At 45.4% G+C, this 16,991-nt stretch carries 14 protein-coding genes and 1 pseudogene; 9 read left to right on the plus strand and 6 right to left on the minus strand.

Annotated features, from left to right (window positions below; genetic code table 11):
• Positions 1-64: 64 nt before the first annotated feature.
• Together pyk and EWV60_RS17400 are read right to left on the minus strand one after the other, a co-directional pair.
• A complete protein-coding gene (pyk, locus tag EWV60_RS17395) occupies positions 65-1,840 on the minus strand; it encodes a pyruvate kinase (RefSeq protein WP_002733833.1) in 1,776 nt (591 codons plus the stop codon).
• 152 nt (positions 1,841-1,992) lie between these two features.
• Positions 1,993-3,684: an iron uptake porin gene (locus tag EWV60_RS17400; RefSeq protein ID WP_287233692.1), complete on the minus strand. Its 1,692-nt coding sequence runs from the start codon at positions 3,682-3,684 to the stop codon at positions 1,993-1,995.
• 741 nt (positions 3,685-4,425) lie between these two features.
• Here EWV60_RS17400 and EWV60_RS17405 point away from each other — a divergent pair.
• The 3 genes from EWV60_RS17405 to EWV60_RS17415 are packed head-to-tail and all read left to right on the plus strand — an operon-like array spanning position 4,426 to position 6,305.
• Complete coding sequence (locus EWV60_RS17405; RefSeq protein WP_272015100.1) at positions 4,426-5,241, plus strand: Ycf66 family protein; 816 nt, start codon at positions 4,426-4,428, stop codon at positions 5,239-5,241.
• 12 nt (positions 5,242-5,253) lie between these two features.
• The gene (locus EWV60_RS17410) at positions 5,254-5,790 is read left to right on the plus strand and encodes a TolB family protein (RefSeq protein WP_002732502.1); all 537 of its coding nucleotides are present in this window, start codon (positions 5,254-5,256) and stop codon (positions 5,788-5,790) included.
• On the plus strand, positions 5,787-6,305 hold the full coding sequence (locus EWV60_RS17415; protein WP_287233698.1) for a TolB family protein: 519 nt from the start codon (positions 5,787-5,789) through the stop codon (positions 6,303-6,305). Before EWV60_RS17410 ends, EWV60_RS17415 begins: the two co-directional genes overlap by 4 nt.
• 166 nt (positions 6,306-6,471) lie before the next feature.
• Here EWV60_RS17415 and EWV60_RS17420 read toward each other — a convergent pair whose 3' ends face one another.
• Both EWV60_RS17420 and EWV60_RS17425 read right to left on the minus strand, forming a co-directional pair.
• Entirely contained in the window at positions 6,472-7,569 is a 1,098-nt protein-coding gene (locus EWV60_RS17420) for a patatin-like phospholipase family protein (protein ID WP_287233701.1), read from the minus strand.
• Positions 7,570-7,835: 266 nt separating this feature from the next.
• Positions 7,836-9,125 carry a glucose-1-phosphate adenylyltransferase gene (locus EWV60_RS17425; RefSeq protein ID WP_002733318.1) on the minus strand — a complete coding sequence of 430 codons (1,290 nt, stop codon included), beginning with the start codon at positions 9,123-9,125 and terminating at the stop codon, positions 7,836-7,838.
• 206 nt (positions 9,126-9,331) lie between these two features.
• Here EWV60_RS17425 and EWV60_RS17430 point away from each other — a divergent pair, with 206 nt between their 5' ends.
• Positions 9,332-10,696, plus strand: a complete 1,365-nt coding sequence (locus EWV60_RS17430) for a collagen-like protein (RefSeq protein WP_287233715.1) — start codon at positions 9,332-9,334, stop codon at positions 10,694-10,696.
• Positions 10,697-10,892: 196 nt separating this feature from the next.
• Here EWV60_RS17430 and EWV60_RS17435 read toward each other — a convergent pair whose 3' ends face one another.
• Entirely contained in the window at positions 10,893-12,395 is a 1,503-nt protein-coding gene (locus EWV60_RS17435; protein WP_287233705.1) for an ABC transporter permease subunit, read from the minus strand.
• Between the two features lie 198 nt (positions 12,396-12,593).
• Between EWV60_RS17435 and EWV60_RS17440 the strand changes: the two genes are divergently transcribed.
• From EWV60_RS17440 to EWV60_RS17460, 5 genes are all read left to right on the plus strand, one after another.
• A complete protein-coding gene (locus EWV60_RS17440; protein ID WP_002741419.1) occupies positions 12,594-13,349 on the plus strand; it encodes an amino acid ABC transporter ATP-binding protein in 756 nt (251 codons plus the stop codon).
• 305 nt (positions 13,350-13,654) lie between these two features.
• Positions 13,655-14,005 (plus strand): slr0373 family blue light stress response protein, encoded by a 351-nt coding sequence (locus tag EWV60_RS17445; RefSeq protein ID WP_002731878.1) that lies wholly within the window; start codon positions 13,655-13,657, stop codon positions 14,003-14,005.
• Positions 14,006-14,084: 79 nt separating this feature from the next.
• On the plus strand, positions 14,085-15,596 hold the full coding sequence (gene ycf46, locus EWV60_RS17450; protein ID WP_016514970.1) for a stress-responsive protein Ycf46: 1,512 nt from the start codon (positions 14,085-14,087) through the stop codon (positions 15,594-15,596).
• 135 nt (positions 15,597-15,731) lie between these two features.
• The gene (locus tag EWV60_RS17455) at positions 15,732-16,085 is read left to right on the plus strand and encodes a DUF1257 domain-containing protein (protein ID WP_002731874.1); all 354 of its coding nucleotides are present in this window, start codon (positions 15,732-15,734) and stop codon (positions 16,083-16,085) included.
• Between the two features lie 100 nt (positions 16,086-16,185).
• Positions 16,186-16,842: a methyltransferase domain-containing protein gene (locus EWV60_RS17460; RefSeq protein WP_287233712.1), complete on the plus strand. Its 657-nt coding sequence runs from the start codon at positions 16,186-16,188 to the stop codon at positions 16,840-16,842.
• A gap of 39 nt (positions 16,843-16,881) precedes the next feature.
• Here the strand turns inward: EWV60_RS17460 and EWV60_RS17465 are convergent.
• Positions 16,882-16,991, minus strand: a pseudogene (locus EWV60_RS17465) (IS630 family transposase); the annotation flags it as partial.

The following is a 16,991-nucleotide window of genomic DNA, read 5'->3' on the forward strand; positions in this document are numbered from 1 at the left end:
ACCTGTCTCCTGTCTCCTGTCTCGCGTCTCCTGACTCCTGACTCGGAGAATACTGATGACTGACTCAGTTTTTCATAGTTGCCGCACCCTTGCCAATACCAGAATAAATTAAACCCCGTTGAGCATCGAGACTAATGATCACCCCTTCGCGGATAATTTTCGTGGCATCTTTAACCCCGACAATCACAGGAATACCCAATTTTAAACCGATAGTAGCGGCGTGATTATTCATCGCGGTATCTTCGGTGATAATTCCGCCAGCTTTCCGCATCATATCCACATATTCGGCGCTGGTGGTGGGAACGACTAAAATCTCCCCACTACTAAAACTACCCACTTCTCGGGCATTATGGGCCACTCGCGCCCGGCCACTGGCCACACCCTGGCCGATACCCGTACCCTTGCCCAAAAGGGATTTTACCACTTCCACCTTAATTAAATCCGTGGAACCGGCCACCCCTTGCAGAGTTCCCGCCGTCATCACCACTAAATCACCATCCGCGAGGAGGTTATTTTCCTGGGCAAGATTCATCGCCACTTGAAAAGTTTGGCTAGTGGAGGGTAAATCGAGCAATAACATCGGTTTTACCCCCCAAACTAACTGTAACTGCTGTGCCACTTCCCGATGGGGGGTAACGGCTAAAATCGGGGTTTTGGGGCGAAATCGGGAGACATTACGGGCAGTAGAGCCGGTTTTTGTCAGGGTAATAATTGCCGCTGCCCCCAATTGTTCGGCAATTTGACTAACTGCCGAGGAAATAGCGTTAGGAATCGATTGTTTATTGTTAGAGCGAGCGGTACTGTTGATCTGTTCCCGTTCGATCCTTTCGGCAATGCGGGCCATGGTTGCCACCGCTTCGATGGGATAATGACCCACAGCCGTTTCATTGGAAAGCATGACCGCATCAGTGCCATCTAAAATCGCATTGGCCACGTCCGAAACCTCGGCACGGGTGGGACGAGGATTACTGGCCATACTGTCAAGCATTTGAGTGGCGGTGATAATCGGGATGCCTAGCTGATTAGCGGTATTAATCAGGCGTTTTTGCAGGATTGGCACGTCTTCGGCTGGTAATTCTACTCCTAAATCCCCCCTAGCCACCATAACACCATCACAGAGGGATAAAATTGCCTCCATTTCCTCGATCGCTTCGTGTTTTTCAATTTTAGCGATCACGGGGATAGATTTCCCCGCACTGGCGATTAATTCTTTAATTTCGAGGATATCTTGGGGATTACGCACAAAACTAAGGGCGATCCAATCCACATCCCACAGCAGTCCGAACATTAAATCCTTTTTGTCCTTATCGGTTAAAGCTTTCACCGACAGATAGACGTTGGGAAAATTTACCCCTTTATTACTGGATAAGACACCCCCAACCACCACGCGACAGGACAGGTCGCCTTTCAAACGATCCACTGATTCCACCCGCATTTCGACTTTACCATCATCGAGCAGAATTCTCGAACCTTCTGGGACTTCTTGGGCCAGAGAGGGATAGCTAATGGAACTGATTTCCTGATTACATTCCACATCCCTAGAAGTAAGGATAAAGGGTTCCCCCGGTTTCAGGGTAATCGACCCACAGGCAAATTTACCTAAACGAATTTTTGGCCCCTGTAGATCCTGAAGGATGCCAATCGGTTGATTGAGTTCAAAGGCTAACTGACGGATCAGGTTAATGCTGTGACGATGGTAATCGTGATCGCCATGGGAAAAGTTTAATCTAAATGTCGTCGCCCCCGCCTTGATCATCTGACGTAATGTTTCCTTATTTTGCGAGGCTGGGCCAATCGTGGCCACAATTTTAGTGCGACGGGGGAAAGACAGAGAGTGCATAGATAAGCAACTAAATAGGCGAAGTAAATATAGCAGCGTTTGGGACGCTCCGATCATCTTCTCATAAATGGCTATATCCAGTGAAAAGTTAAAAGTAAAAAAAACGGTGAGATCTACAAATCCCACCGTTTTTTCAAGTCCGTCAACTCAGCTTAGAAACGGAAAGTTGTCCGGATGACACCAACCAAAACGGAGTTACCTTGGTTGTTACCGTTGAAGACCGCATAGGCACCGGGAGTAATCAGGATGTTTTTGGTGACTGGGAACTTATACTGGGCTTCTACCATGTAAGAGGTTCTGCTTTCTTTATCGGAACGGGGTACTTGACCACCACCTAAAGAGAAGGCCGCACCTTCGGCAAAGAGGTCGAGGACGGAAAGATTAAGGTTCCAAGACCAGATACCAGTGTTATTGTCTCCGATCGCAGCATTAACTCCCGTGGCCGAGGCATTGGCATAACCCCCCCATGCCCCTAGATTTAAGACTCCAGGGATAACCTGGGCGCTCGCTTGAAGACCGAAACGGTCGGCTACAGTAGCAACGTTACCGAAGGGACGCTCAGTCAGAGGGCTGCTGACGTTACCGAATAAACCAGAACTCATACTATCCGCAGTTTGATAACTGCGAACATAGACGAAGTTAATATCGGCAAATTTGATGAAGGAGAAACCAACCTGAGCACCCGCACTGTAGGAGCCGTTAAATAAACCGCTACCGGGGTTAGGATTGCTGGCTCCATCAGTCCCACCACTAGCTAGGTAGGTTCCTGTGACTTGGAAAACATCCCCGACATTAAATCTGACCGCCGCACCAACACCATCGGGACCGCGGAAGACGATGTTATTGTAGCGTTGACCGCGAGACAAAGCACCTGTACCGCTATCGGCGAGGAAGGGGTTAGTAGTGATGAAAACGTCATCTAGGTTTAACTCGTTAGCACCAACCCAAACGGTGATTTTACCGAAGGGAGTATCGATGGGAGCGCGGTAGAACAAGTCATCGATGGTGACATCGTTGTCCCGGCCATTATCGTATGCTAGACGGGTCATGTTGGTTCTCGTCGGACCACTTTGGTTAAAAGTGTTGTTAAAGTTACCCGCTTGTAAACGGGTTCTTAACAAATCTTTACCGGTGAAGCTGGTTTCAAAGTTGAGACGAACCCGATTATTAAATACTGTTTGACTTTCATCTTGATTGCTGGCACCAGTTACCGTACCGTTGGTATTTCTAATGGCAGCTCGACCACCGAAGCTATCGGCGACACTGAAGATTACCTCACCTCTGAGTTTGGTGGTGGTAGAAAATTGATTATTTTCCAAGAAAGAAACGCGCTGTTCGAGGTTATCTACTCTCGCCCCTAAAGCCGCTAGTTCGCTTTCAAATTCTTGAACAAGACGTTTTAATTTATCGATGTCTTCTCTGAGTACACCCACACCATCTTGAATTAAACGTTCCATGACGTTTAAACAAGCGTTTAAACCGGCGGCAAATTCCCAACGAGTGGTAGCGCGATCACCACGGAAGGTACGGTCAGGATAACCAACGATACAACCGTAACGTTCCACAAGGCTTCTTAATGCCTCGTAGGCCCAAGCGGTGGGAGATACGTCCCGCAGTTGGTTAACGCTAGTCACCTGGGACATGGAACCTTGATAGACACTCGTATTAATCTGCTGACTATTTTGGGCACTCTGAATACGATCGAGTTGCTGCTGCGCAGCCGGATCAATTTTCAGTTGAGGTGTCCCCGACATAGTTTGAGCCACTGCGCTGCCAGCAGCTGCCACGGAAGCACCTAATACTAAAGGAGTTACCTTTGCTATATTCTTGAATAGTTTTGACATGGGTCAATCCTCACACCTTATTCTATGGATTGAATGGACTATGAATACAAACAGACTATATGTTCAGCCTGAATTATGATCATATTCTATGCTAATTCCCCCTTGGCTGGGTTAAGTTAATTCTATGATATGACAGAAAAATTTCTGTCTGAATCTTATCAAGATTAGGACTTAGGTACTTGACAAATTAACCATGATGTGCATCAAGGAAAATCCCTCCTTTCAGAAGCGATCGCTCAAAAGTGATCAAGAAATCACGTTAAAATGCCCGAAACCCGTTTATCACATTTAGTCAATCCTGTCAATGGGTAACTTCTAAAGATTTTGTTAAAATCTCAGCCGTCAGCCTTTTCAGTGATCAGTGATCAGCTTCTGAAGGCAAGGGGCAACAGGCAACAGGCAAAAGACAGAATCTGACAATTCTCCTACCTAAAAAGAAGGTTAGAAACTAAGCATATCAAAGCTTTTAGCTTAACCAATCAGGACTTAGATTCGGCCCTTGTTATCAGTGATCAGTTTTCAGTTCACTGATTACTGTTTACTGTTTACTGATCACTGATAAAATCTCCGCACTCCCATAACAATAGTTGTGTGAACGAGGGTGGTCAATATATTGCTAGACTTTGGGGTTAGAATATAGCTCGATGCCTAGAGTTAAAAACAGCAGGATTGCTTCTGAAAGCTGAGGGCTAGAGATAAAGACTCGATTCTTAAATTTAAGCACCGAGAAGGGAGATAAAGATGGTCAATTTTGGGCTGAATTCGGCCAGTATCTTAGGAATTTTTCTGGCAGTGGCCGGAGCCGGGTTATACTTCCTGCGCTCGGTGCGGCCGGAACTTTCCCGCGATCATGATATATTTTTTGCCGCCGTTGGGTTATTGTGCGGTTTAATTCTACTTTTTCAAGGGTGGCGACTGGATCCAATTTTGCAATTCGGACAATTTCTGCTGACCGGGGCAGCGGTGTTTTTTGCCTTCGAGACGGTAAAATTAAGGGGTTTAACCACGGAACAGGCCCGCCGCGGCACGTCTTTTGTGGATGAACGTCCTGTGAGTCGGGAATATCGGGCCGAATTGGAACCCCTCGACACCTACGAACCGGAGGAACGTTACGAAGATAATCCCCGTTTACGCGGTTACGATGATCCCCGCTCTTCCCGCACTTCTAGTTATCAGGACGAGGAACCCCGCAGCACCCGCACCCGTCGGCCGGCCGATACCGGCAGTCGCAAAACCGCTAATCGTCGTCCCCGCAATAGTTCCCCCACTAGCGATCGAGATGTTTATGATCAGCGCCGTAGCGGTGATGATTGGGAAGAAACCAGTTCCCGTCCCCGTCGTCGTCCCCCTAGTGAAGAAACGAGCAGTAAACCGCCCCGCACTAGCCAAAAACGTCGTCCTCGCCCAATAATTGAGGATGATCCGCCATTTAAAGGGGAATACGTCGATTATCAACCGATCGATCCTAGCGATACCGGCGATCGAGAAGATTGGCAGAGACCGGATAATAGTGAACGGGAGTCGAGTAATGATCATCCGACTAGGTTTGATTATTAAGGAGTAGGTCCGATGACCAAAGCTCCCTTTTTCCTGTTTATCTGCTTGTTTTTAGGGGTTATAGGCGGTTGTAATCTCAATAACCCCGGTTTATCTACAGGAACCCTCAATAGTCGCTATAATGACGAAAAACCTGCCCTGAGTGGTGATGGTCGTTGGCTGGCTTTGCTGTCTAATCGTCGCGGTAGTAATCAGATACTGCTGTATGATTTGCAGACAAAACAATACCAGACCCTAGGGGGATTATATACGGGTCAAGAAATTACCGATAGCCCTAGTTTAAGCCAAACGGGGCGTTATCTGGCTTATGTGGTGATTATTGAAGGTCGTCCCGTCATCGCTTTATATGATCGCATTACCGATCGTTCTGAGTTATTGAGTCAAAATTATCGCGGTTGGTTGCGAAATCCCCGTCTTAGTCCCGATGGTCGTTATCTTGTCTTTGAGTCCGCTCGTCGGGGACAATGGGATGTGGAGGTTCTCGATCGCGGTCCGAATATCGAGTTAGATATTGCCGATGGCAGTCCCGTTGAAAGTCCCAAACCGTGAAACGTTATTTTTTTATTAGTCTTGTTGCTGTAATTAGTTTGTTAACTGGATGTGCGGGTTATCCCAGTTTATTGTCTTTTCCTTTCGATCGAGGGGGGAGAAGTTTAAATAGTGCTGCTAGTGAATTAACTCCCTATCTTGCCTCTCGCTATCTCGTTTTTGCTTCCGATCGCAATGGTTCCCAAGCTATCTATCTTTTTGATGCTATTGATCGCCGTTTACTGTCTTTACCCGGACTAAATTCTCTCGATCAGATCGCTTCTAGTCCTTCCATTAGTGAAGATGGTCGTTATATCGTTTTTACTGCTAGTCGTCAGGGAAAAACGGCTATTTATCTGTATGATCGACAAACTCAACAGAGAAGGGAAATTGCTCCCGATCTGCTCGCGGAAGTACGCAATCCGATCATCAGTGCCGATGGTTCTAAAGTGGCTTTTGAAGCGGCAAAAAATGGGCAATGGGATGTTATGATTTACGATCTATCCGGACGGGTATTAGTCAATGAAAATCAGTGATCATTAGACCTCTTGTAAAAATCAAAAATTGTTGTTAGGGTTAGGAGTCAGTAGCCAGTAGTCAGTAGTTAGGAGAATTAAGAATGAATAATAATCAATTAAATAGTCTATTGACAGATTTCATGCCATTTAATCCTTATTTTTGCCGTTTTTGAAACCTCAAAAATTATCCTAAACCCATAGCTTTTAGTCGATGTTCTAGAAATTGTTTTCCCTGTTTTTCGCCGTCAGCGATCAGACGCTGGATATTGGCAGGAGAGCGATCAAGTTTACTTTCATAGTTGAGACTATTGGCTAATTCCGCAGACATTTCGATCATCGGGATATGGTAATCTTGATCGGGATCTTCTGGGAAAGATTTAGGAATTTTAAATGGTTCTGTTAAGGCGATCTCGCGCAAAAATTCCTCTTTAAAGGCTCCTTTAAGAAATAATTGATTGATCAACTCAATCTGATCGAGACCTTGAAATAGGGAAACATTGCCTTCTAATTCATTGCGGCGATCAGCAATATCATCGGATTGCACGGGGATCTTGTCTCTAGAGGTGGGATTAATTTTAATTACCCAAATTTCATCGGGAATATTTTCGATTCCAACAAATTCACGGCGAATTAAAGAACGGATCGGGGGATTATCGGAAAATAGTCCATCCCAGTAGGCCATAGTTTCAATGGTGACAGCAGGAAAAATGTTAGGAACACAAGCAGAAGCTAGGATATGTTCAATTTTAACTGCTTCCTGGCGCGAGTTAAATTTACTTAACTTTCCTGTCAGGATATTACAGGCCCCAATTAATAAAACTGGGGGTTCTGGTTTAGCTCCCCAAGTGGCTAATTCCGAGAAGTCAATATGCGCTCTTAGTAACTGATCAAAGTTGGTAAAGCGACTGCGTAAACCGTAGGTAGCTATAGAAAATAAGGTTTTAGTAATCGGAGAGGAAGGACTGAGATTATACTGGGGAATTAATCCTTTGCTGGCCAATTCTAGAGCTTTAATAGCTGAGTCATTAAATAGTTGTTCTTGGGGAGTTCGAGCGCTATTATCTTCCCAAAAATCAATCATTCTTTTCCAAACGACGCTATCACCTTTTTTGAGAGCGTACCAAGTGAAAAAGGCACAGATAGCACCTCCAGAAGTACCACTGAGACTGACAATATTAAAGTAATCTTGCACTTTATTGTCAAATAATGCTTTTAATGCACCGGCAGTAAAAGCAGTTTGACTGCCGCCTCCCTGACAAGCGATCGCGATTTTGGCTTTCATAAATATCCTTTGAATGGCTTCTATCTAAGCCCTAGGCTTTTAATTTAAGGTTAATTGATAAACTTAAAATCGGATGCAAAAATATAGAAATTTTTCTGATTTTCAGAAGAGCTGCTCGGGAGATTTTGCTATCACTTCTAGAAAAGGATAGGGTTTCAAGGGAATTGTCTAGGCAATTAGCTGAAGCCATCAGCCTGCGGCTATATTCAAGCGATAATAACTAGAAAAATGGAAAAACTGATAACTGATAACTGATAACTGATAGATTAAATTACCGTGCCGTCGGGAATAGTGGCATTTTTGAAAATAACCACGATGCCGCTGCGAACATAGAAACCTAAATCTTCGCGATTAGCTTCTTCCACACGATCTTTGTTAACAATTAAAACATTGGAACCAATGCGAGCATTTTTGTCCACAATTGCCCGACGAATAGTGGAACCGGGACCGATACCCACGGGAATTTTGGCATTTCCGATCAGACTTTCCCGTTCGGGGAAAGACTCATAAAAGTCGGCTCCCATCAGCATTGTATCCTCGATCGTGCAGTCTTTGCCGACTCGACTACGAATACCTAAAATCGAGTGATGGATGCGAGATTCTTTGAGAATACAACCTTCAGAAATCATCGATTCTGTCACCGTACAATTGAGCATTTTTGTGGGTGGCAGATAGCGAGAACGGGTATAGATGGGGGCTTTTTCGTCGTAGAAACTAAAGGCGGGATTTGGTTGTTGAGTCAGGGCGAGATTAGACTCATAAAAGGCCTCAATCGTCCCGATATCTTCCCAGTAACCCTTAAATAAATAAGCCTGAAGATTGTAGTCTTTAGCCGCCGAGGGAATAATTTCCTTGCCGAAATCGGTCTGTTCTTTATTGGCATCGAGCAGATCGATTAAAACATTCTTTTTAAAGACATAAATTCCCATGGAAGCGATGTAGGGACTTTGACGAGCTTGGTCGGGACTTAAGCCTAAAATCGTCGTATCTACCCGCATTCTTTCCAATTCTGCCCCTTTGGGTTTCTCATAAAAATCGACAATTCGCCCCGAATCATTAATTTTCATCACCCCAAAAGCGGAGGCCCGACGTTCATCGATGGGAACCACCGATAAAGTGATATCGGCGTTGGTTTCCCGATGGCGTTCGATGAACTTACCGTAGTCCATGCGATAGAGATGATCTCCGGAGAGAATTAGATATTCATCGATATCCCAATCCTTCATCGTCCAGATATATTGTCGTACTGCGTCGGCCGTGCCTTGAAACCATTGAGGATTCTCCATGGTTTGTTGAGCCGCCAAAACTTCCACGAAACCATCGCTAAAACCCGTAAAATTATAGGTACGATTGAGGTGACGATTGAGGGAAGCGGAATTAAATTGCGTCAACACATAGATTTTGTCAATCTGGGAGTTAATACAATTGCTGACGGGAATATCGATTAAGCGATATTTTCCCGCTAGGGGGACGGCGGGTTTTGCCCGCAGTTTCGTTAACGGATAAAGGCGAGTTCCGGCCCCGCCACCCAAAATAATAGCTAATACTTTTTTCACGCGCGTAACCCTCGCGATTGGCTGTTTCCTTCTCAAAGTAAGTGTAGGATGATAGCGCACCTTATTGATAGAGGGGAAACAAAAATCTAGATCCAAAAGTCATCAAGAGGGAATTGATCGGAGTCTTTGCGGATAAATTCGCTAAAATCATGAATTTCTGGGCTAAATCATTAATATTCACCTTTTTTCTCCCTTTACCGTACCTAATGCCCGCCACGGTGACGGGCGATCGCTGTTCTTGGTTAGCCCAAGGTTCCGATGTACAGACTTTCGGTAAACAAGGCCAAAGCGGGAAAGCTGGCAAGGTCGGCGGCCAAGGCAAAAATAGTGACAGTTTAACCCTTTTTCTCGATGGTTCTCCCCTAAAACTCGATATTTCAGGACAAAAAGGGGTCGATGGTGAAAATGGCGGCAATGGCAGCGATGGCAACTGTAGCGGTCAACCTAGCAACGTCACACGAAATCTCCAGGCGGCCGGTGGTGGTAACGGTGGCAATGGGGGTAATGGTGGTGATGGGGGCAATGGCGGCGCTTTAACCCTCTATGCTACTAATTTAGATTTTTTAAGACAAGTAACGGTCAATGCGGCTGGAGGCGCCGGGGGTTTTGGGGGTCAGGGAGGCCAAGGGGGCAAGGGTTGTCGCTGTTCCCAACCTTTCTGGACAATTCAAACCTGCAGCGGTAGGCCGGGTGATGCCAATTATAGCTGTACCACCAGAGAATTTAGCTGTCAGGACGGTCTGGATGGGGCGACGGGTAATAGTGGTCGTAACGGTCGCGAGGGACGTTTGGGACAGTTAACTTTAATTCAAATCGATCGCCCTTTAACTGCCGATCAACCGAGCGCAACTGTTCCTCTTTCGGAGTTAAAAGAACGGGGTTATATTCTATCTAAAAATAGTTGGGAAACTCGTACTGGGGCAATGTCTTTATTTTCTCCCGGTTCCCTGATCGATGATCAATATCGGATTTTATTAGATCGATCGGAACGTTCTTTTATTTTAATTTGGAATGCCCCCCAAGAGTTTAACCGGTTTGCTAATCAGCGTTTTACTTTAACCCTTGATGCTCAAAAGGAAATGAAGGTAACTGTCCCCAGTGAATTGTGGATCGAGGGAACCACTCAAAAACGCAATAATGTTACGGAATTTGTCGTTTATAATGCTGTTTTTGAACGAGATGTCACCCAATTAGAAGCAAAAGGTATTACAGGAAATGGTACTGATTTAAGGCTTTTTCTCGAAGATAAAGCTTCCCAATCGAATTTAATTGGCACTAAATTTAAACTGCGTTATCGCGTCACTCGTTGGCAAGCAGACGACCTGCAAACCAGTCCCAGAACTGATTTTGTCACTCGCTATGAAGGAGATATGCCTGCTAATTTAATCCGACAGGAGGGCAATCAATTTATTCTGGATATCGGTCAATTACCCTTACCTGTGGAATCCTTGCGATCGGGTACGGGGGTAGAAATCGAGTTACTTGCTACTCGTTCTTTTGCCGGTTATTCCAAAGAACAAAAAATCGTCATCCGCGACACGATTAAAGGGGCAAATATGCCACGGAGATAAGTCAAAAAAGTTCCCTTCTCCTTTCTCCGGTGCAATGTTAAGTAGGTAGGCGTTAAAAATTATCAACTTACCTCGTCTATATTTCACATTTATTCAGCAAACCCTATCTAACTACCTCTTGCCTCTTGCCTATCCTAACCAAGAAATTAATTTTGCCCTATTACTTATCAGTTCCCATCTGTTGCGTCTAAGCTTTCTATTCCTGTTTAGATTTATGTAGGGGATCCATATAAATCTCTAAGCGCTTAAATACCACAGAGGAAAGGGTAGTTAAAACCAAATAAACTACAGCAACAGCGATATAAATCTCGAAAGCTTTATAGGTAGTGGCCACCATTAATTGACCTTGCCGGAATAATTCTTCAAAACCGATTACTGCCGCTAAACTGGTATCTTTAATTAGGGTGATAAATTCATTCCCCAAGGGCGGCAACATCCGGCGAAAAGCTTGGGGAAAAATCACCTCGTGCATGGTTTGCACTGGGGACATCCCTAAACTAGAACAAGCTTCCCATTGACCATTATCGATCGATTGAATACCGCCGCGCATAATTTCAGCTAAATAGGCCGCTACATTTAAACTTAGGGCAAATAGGGCCGCCGGTAAACGATCTAAGTCGATATTTAAGCCAATTTCTCGGAACAACCCGGGCAAACCAAAATAGATCAAGAATAATTGCACCAGCATCGGTGTTCCCCGAAAGAAATCCACATAGATGCGGCAAATTATTTTTAACCATTTGTAGGGAGAAATCAGGGCAATAGCCACTAAAGTTCCGCCGATTAACCCGAAAAGAAAAGACAGAACCGTTAACAGAATTGTCCAGGGAACCCCTTTCACAATCAGGTTATAGAATAATTCTCCCCAGTTAAACCTCGATTCCTGTAAATTCTTTAAAGCTGGGGCAACTAAGGGTAATTCTGGCGGTTTTTCTCCAAACCATTGCCTAAAAATAACATCGTACTGACCACTTTCTATAACTCGACCGAGAGCATCATTAATTAACTGGAGATAGGGGGAATTTTTGGGTAAAGCAATGCCGTAGAATTCCTCCGTTAATAATTCTCCGACCACCTTTACTCCCCTTAAACCCGCTTGTTTAATTGCATACAAAGTCACGGGTTTATCGTTAACTACCGCCTCAACTCGACCATTAATTAATTCCTGCAAAGCTAAAGCCGCCGAGTCAAATTGACTAACCACTGCTCCAGGTATTTTTGTCGCTTCTAAGGCTCCTGTTGTGCCAATTTGGACGGCAATTCTTTTGCCTTTTAAGTCTTCAAAATTTTTAATCGTCTTATTATCTTCCCGAACAGCGATCGCTAAACCAGCCCTAAAATAAGGTCGAGAAAAAGAAATCGCTTGAGCGCGTTCGGCGGTGATGGTCATGCCACTAATAGCGGCTTCCACTGTTCTCGCTTGTAGAGCCGGAATAATGCCATCAAAGGGTAAATTTCTAAAGTCAATGTTGAGATCGGCTTCCTTGCCAATCGCCCGCATTAAATCGATATCAAACCCAGTTAATTGTCCCCCTTGTTGAAATTCAAAGGGCGGAAAAGTCGCTTCTGTGGCGACTCGAAAAGGATTAGGAGGAGTCTGAGAAAAAGCCGGAATAACAGTTAATCCGAGCGCTAAAACTAATCCTAACAAGGCAAAGATAACTCTCTGTACCGCCCGCCCTCGCCAAAATTTAATCATTTTTTAATTGTTTCTCCTTGATTTTTTCGCTCAACTAAGTTAGTAATTTCGTCCTACTTCCCACCCAAGACAGATGTAGAGAGACTATTTGAGTATTATGATTATTCCTCTTGATAAAATGTCGTCAAGGATACAATTTAGCAGAAACTAATCTGGATACTTTTATACAGAATCTAAAATTTTTTACGAGAGGACATCATGACCACTACCACCCCTGTGATTGTTAGTGAAGGTTTACGCAAAAGTTACGGCTCTTTAGAGGTACTTAAAGGAGTTACAGGCACTCTTTATCAAGGGGATGTGGTATCGGTAATCGGTCCCTCTGGCTGCGGCAAAAGTACCTTTTTACGCTGTCTCAATCGTTTGGAAACAATTAACGGCGGCCGCTTGGAGGTGATGGGAATTGACATCTCTTCCCCGAAGTTAAATCAATCCGTCCTCCGCAACTTACGCAGCCGGGTAAGTATGGTGTTTCAACACTTTAATCTTTTTCCCCATCTCACCGTTTTACAAAACTTGATGTTGGCCCCCAAGCAAGTGTTACACCACTCGGAAAATGAGGCTAAGGATACGGCAATTCATTATCTGGAAAAGGTGGGATTAGCACCAAAAGCCGATGTTTATCCCGACCAATTATCGGGAGGCCAAAAACAACGGGTGGCGATCGCTCGCAGTCTCTGCATGAAACCAGAGGTGATTTTATTTGATGAACCCACTTCGGCCCTAGATCCGGAATTAGTCGGGGAAGTGTTAAACGTCATGCGTCAATTGGCCGATGACGGTATGACTATGGTAGTCGTCACCCACGAAATGCAGTTCGCTAAGGAAGTCTCTAACAAGGTTTTGTTCTTTAATCAAGGTGTCATCGAAGAAGCAGGCGATCCCGACACCTTTTTTAATAATCCCCACAGCGAGCGCCTACAAGCTTTTTTAAGTCGCATCAATAGTAATTAGGGTTGGCTGAATTCAGGAGGCAAAAGACAGGAGACAGGAGGCAAAAGGCAAAAGGCAAAAGGCAAAAGGCAAAAGGCAAAAGGCAAAAGGCAAAAGGCAAAAGGCAAAAGGCAAAAGGCAAAAGGCAAAAGGCAAAAGGCAGCTTTATTCTCCCCACACCCTACACCCCACACCCCACACCCCACTTCCCCAACAATTGTAAAGAAATGTTACAATTATGCCGTTATAACAGCTTACCATCTTGACAGGAGAGAAAGACAGTGGTTATAGTAGAGACACATACCCGGGTAAACCAATTTAGTGATATGCAAGACAAGCAAAAAGTCACACTGTACCTTCCCCCTGGAGTCCATCGTCAACTGAAAATCAAAGCCGCGATCGATGAAGAATCGATGTCAGGGCTGGTGGAAAAAGCGATCGCTTTCTACCTAAAATACCCCGAAAAGGTAGAAGAAATCGAAGCCGCCGCCTACGGCAAAACCTATCAGGTTCATGTCTGTCCCGAGTGTGATGCCGCGTTAGTGATGAAAGAAGATCGGCTAAGGTCGATCAAACGCCAGCCCGCAATAGTGGGCGACGAGTTCCCGATCGAAGTTCCCGAACCCGTTGGCGCTCAAGGAACCACAGAAGGAGAAGCAGCCTTAGTTCCCTGCTAAACTCTCAGTAGCCGAACAAGGCATCTACAGCCATCAGCCGCCCAAGGTCAAAACCGTTACCACAAATAGGGTCGATGTTATGAAAGAAGAGCTAGGAATTCTCGTCAAGGCTCAGTATCCCCTGATTTACCTCGTCACCTCCGAGGAGGAAAGGGCGGAAGAAGCCATCAGCAAAATAGCCCAACTAAATACACAACATCGACGGGTGTTTGTCTGGACTGTCACCCACGGCATGATCGAACTGGGTCAACCGCGCCAAACCAGTCAACATAATACCGTGTCGCCAGAAGCGGCGATCGAATGGGTAGTGCGTCAACGGGAAGGGGGTATCTACATCTTTAAAGACCTGCATCCGTTCATCACTTCTGCTCCGGTGACTCGCTGGTTAAGAGATGCGATCGCCAGCTTTAAAGGAACCGAAAAAATCATTATTTTAATGTCTCCCCTGCAAGAAGTCCCCATAGAACTAGAGAAAGACGTGGTAGTTCTAGATTTTCCCCTGCCGGACATGGGAGAGTTGGATACGGTTCTCTCGCAACACCTAGGCAAAAATCAAAATCGTCGTACCACCACAGAGGTCCGGGAAAAACTGCTGAAAGCGGCCTTGGGTTTAACCAAAGATGAAGCCGAAAAAGTTTACCGCAAGGCCTATGTAAAAGCCAACAAATTAACGGAAGACGAGGTAGAAATCGTCCTTTCCGAGAAAAAACAACTGATTCGCCGCAACGGAATTTTAGAATACATTGAAGAGGACGAGACCATCAATGCCGTCGGCGGTCTGGAAGAACTAAAAAAATGGTTAAAACAGCGCTCGAACGCCTTTACAGAAAGAGCCAGAGGTTACGGACTCCCCCAACCGAAAGGAATGCTAATTTTAGGAGTACCGGGCTGTGGTAAGTCCTTAATTGCCAAAACCACCTCGCGCCTCTGGAGTTTACCGCTCCTGCGCTTAGATATGGGACGGGTTTACGATGGTTCCATGGTGGGACGGTCCGAGGCTAACCTGCGTAATGCCTTAAAAACTGCCGAATCCATCTCTCCGGCCATTCTTTTCATCGATGAATTAGATAAAGCTTTTGCCGGTGGTACAGGATCCGCCGATTCCGATGGGGGAACCTCTAGCCGCATCTTCGGCTCCTTCCTGACTTGGATGCAGGAAAAAACCTCGCCCGTCTTCGTTATGGCCACAGCTAACCGGATTGAACGGCTACCGGGGGAATTTCTCCGCAAGGGGCGCTTCGATGAAATCTTCTTTGTCGATTTGCCCAATTCCGAAGAAAGACAAGATATCTTTAATATTCACCTGACTAAACGACGCTCCGACATTTCTCGCTTCGATTTGGAGCAGTTAGCCAAGGTATCCGATGGGTTTTCCGGTGCGGAAATAGAACAGGCGCTGATTGCCGCCATGTATGAGGCCTTCGCCCAAGATCGCGAATTCACGCAATTAGACATTATTGCGGCGATTAAGGCGACTCTGCCCCTATCTCGCACCATGACCGAACAGGTAACTGCCCTGCGTGATTGGGCCAGACAACGCGCCCGACCTGCTTCGGCCTCCGTCGCTGAGTACCAGCGATTGGAGTTCTAACAGACTTTCGCCCGCTCCCAACGGGATGAAAGGCTAGTTCTCAGGGACTAGCAATGCCTCGAAAAGCCGCTTGGCGGCACTCTTTAACTCTCAATCTGTTGTTGTTAATTCTTAATCTACAAAGAGGAAATTCCAATGTCTCATTTCAGCACTCTCCGGACCAAAATCACCGATGCCGAAATCCTCAAAGCTTCTCTCCGCGACCTCGGCATTAGCGTGAAAACCGAAGCCGATGTTCGTGGTTACAACGGTCAACGGGTTCGCTCTGACATCGTTGCTGTTCTCGATGGCGAATATGATCTCGGTTGGTCCCGCAATACCGACGGCAGTTTTGATTTAATCGCTGACCTCTGGGGTGTGGCCAAAAAACACAATCAAACCGAATTGATCAACTCGATCAACCAAAAATACGCTGTGAACAAAACCCTATCCGAAGTGAAACAGCGCGGTCTGCAAAACGCTAACGTTAAGCTAGTCGTTCAAAGCTAAGATTTACAGCGCGTTCCCAAGCCTAGGGGTTGACCAGTTCGGTTAACCCTTTTTTCTGTCTGTGGGGTATGTTAAGAATAGTAAAATTAACTTGACAAAAATGCTCCGACCCGAAGAAAGAACTAAACTCGATCCGACCAAAGACAGCGATTTTTATGCTTTTCCCCGCTTTGTCACCCACGTGGATGAGGGTTTTATCGATCGATTAACCGCTCTCTATCGAGAGATATTATCGCCGAATACGCGCATTTTAGACCTGATGAGCAGCTGGGTGTCCCATTTACCGGAGGAGATGGAATTCGAGCATATCGAAGGTCACGGGATGAATAGGGAGGAGTTAGCCAAAAATCCCCGCTTGCATAGTTATTTTATCCAAGACCTCAATGCACAGCCAAAATTGCCCCTAGGGGATAGTTCTTTTGATGCGGTGTTAATCACGGTGTCGATGCAGTATTTGCAGTATCCAGAGGCGATTTTTGCGGAACTGTATCGCATTTTAAAGCCTAATGGTCTGGTGGTGGTCAGTTTTTCCAATCGGATGTTTTACCAAAAAGCGATCGCTGCTTGGCGCGATAATAGCGATTTAGGCCGGGTAGCGTTAGTGAAATCCTATTTTAAATCGGTGGCGGGATTTAGGGAAGTACAGGCGATCGTTCGTCCTGCTACTACCCCCAGTTTCCTGCAAATGTTAGGAATTATGGTTGCTGATCCCTTCTATGCAGTGATAGGAAAAAAAGAATCTTCTCTAGGATTATAATCACCGTTAACAATCAGATGGCTATTCCGATAATATACTTTAGACGTTCATAATCTGAGATTTATTAAACTTCTGAAATCGTAGAGTCAGCAAGGAATCCAGTTCTTTTTTATGTTTCAGATGGGCATCATTCAGACATTCATAAATAG

This window comes from Microcystis sp. Msp_OC_L_20101000_S702 (assembly GCF_007095705.1).
GTDB lineage: Bacteria > Cyanobacteriota > Cyanobacteriia > Cyanobacteriales > Microcystaceae > Microcystis > Microcystis ichthyoblabe_A.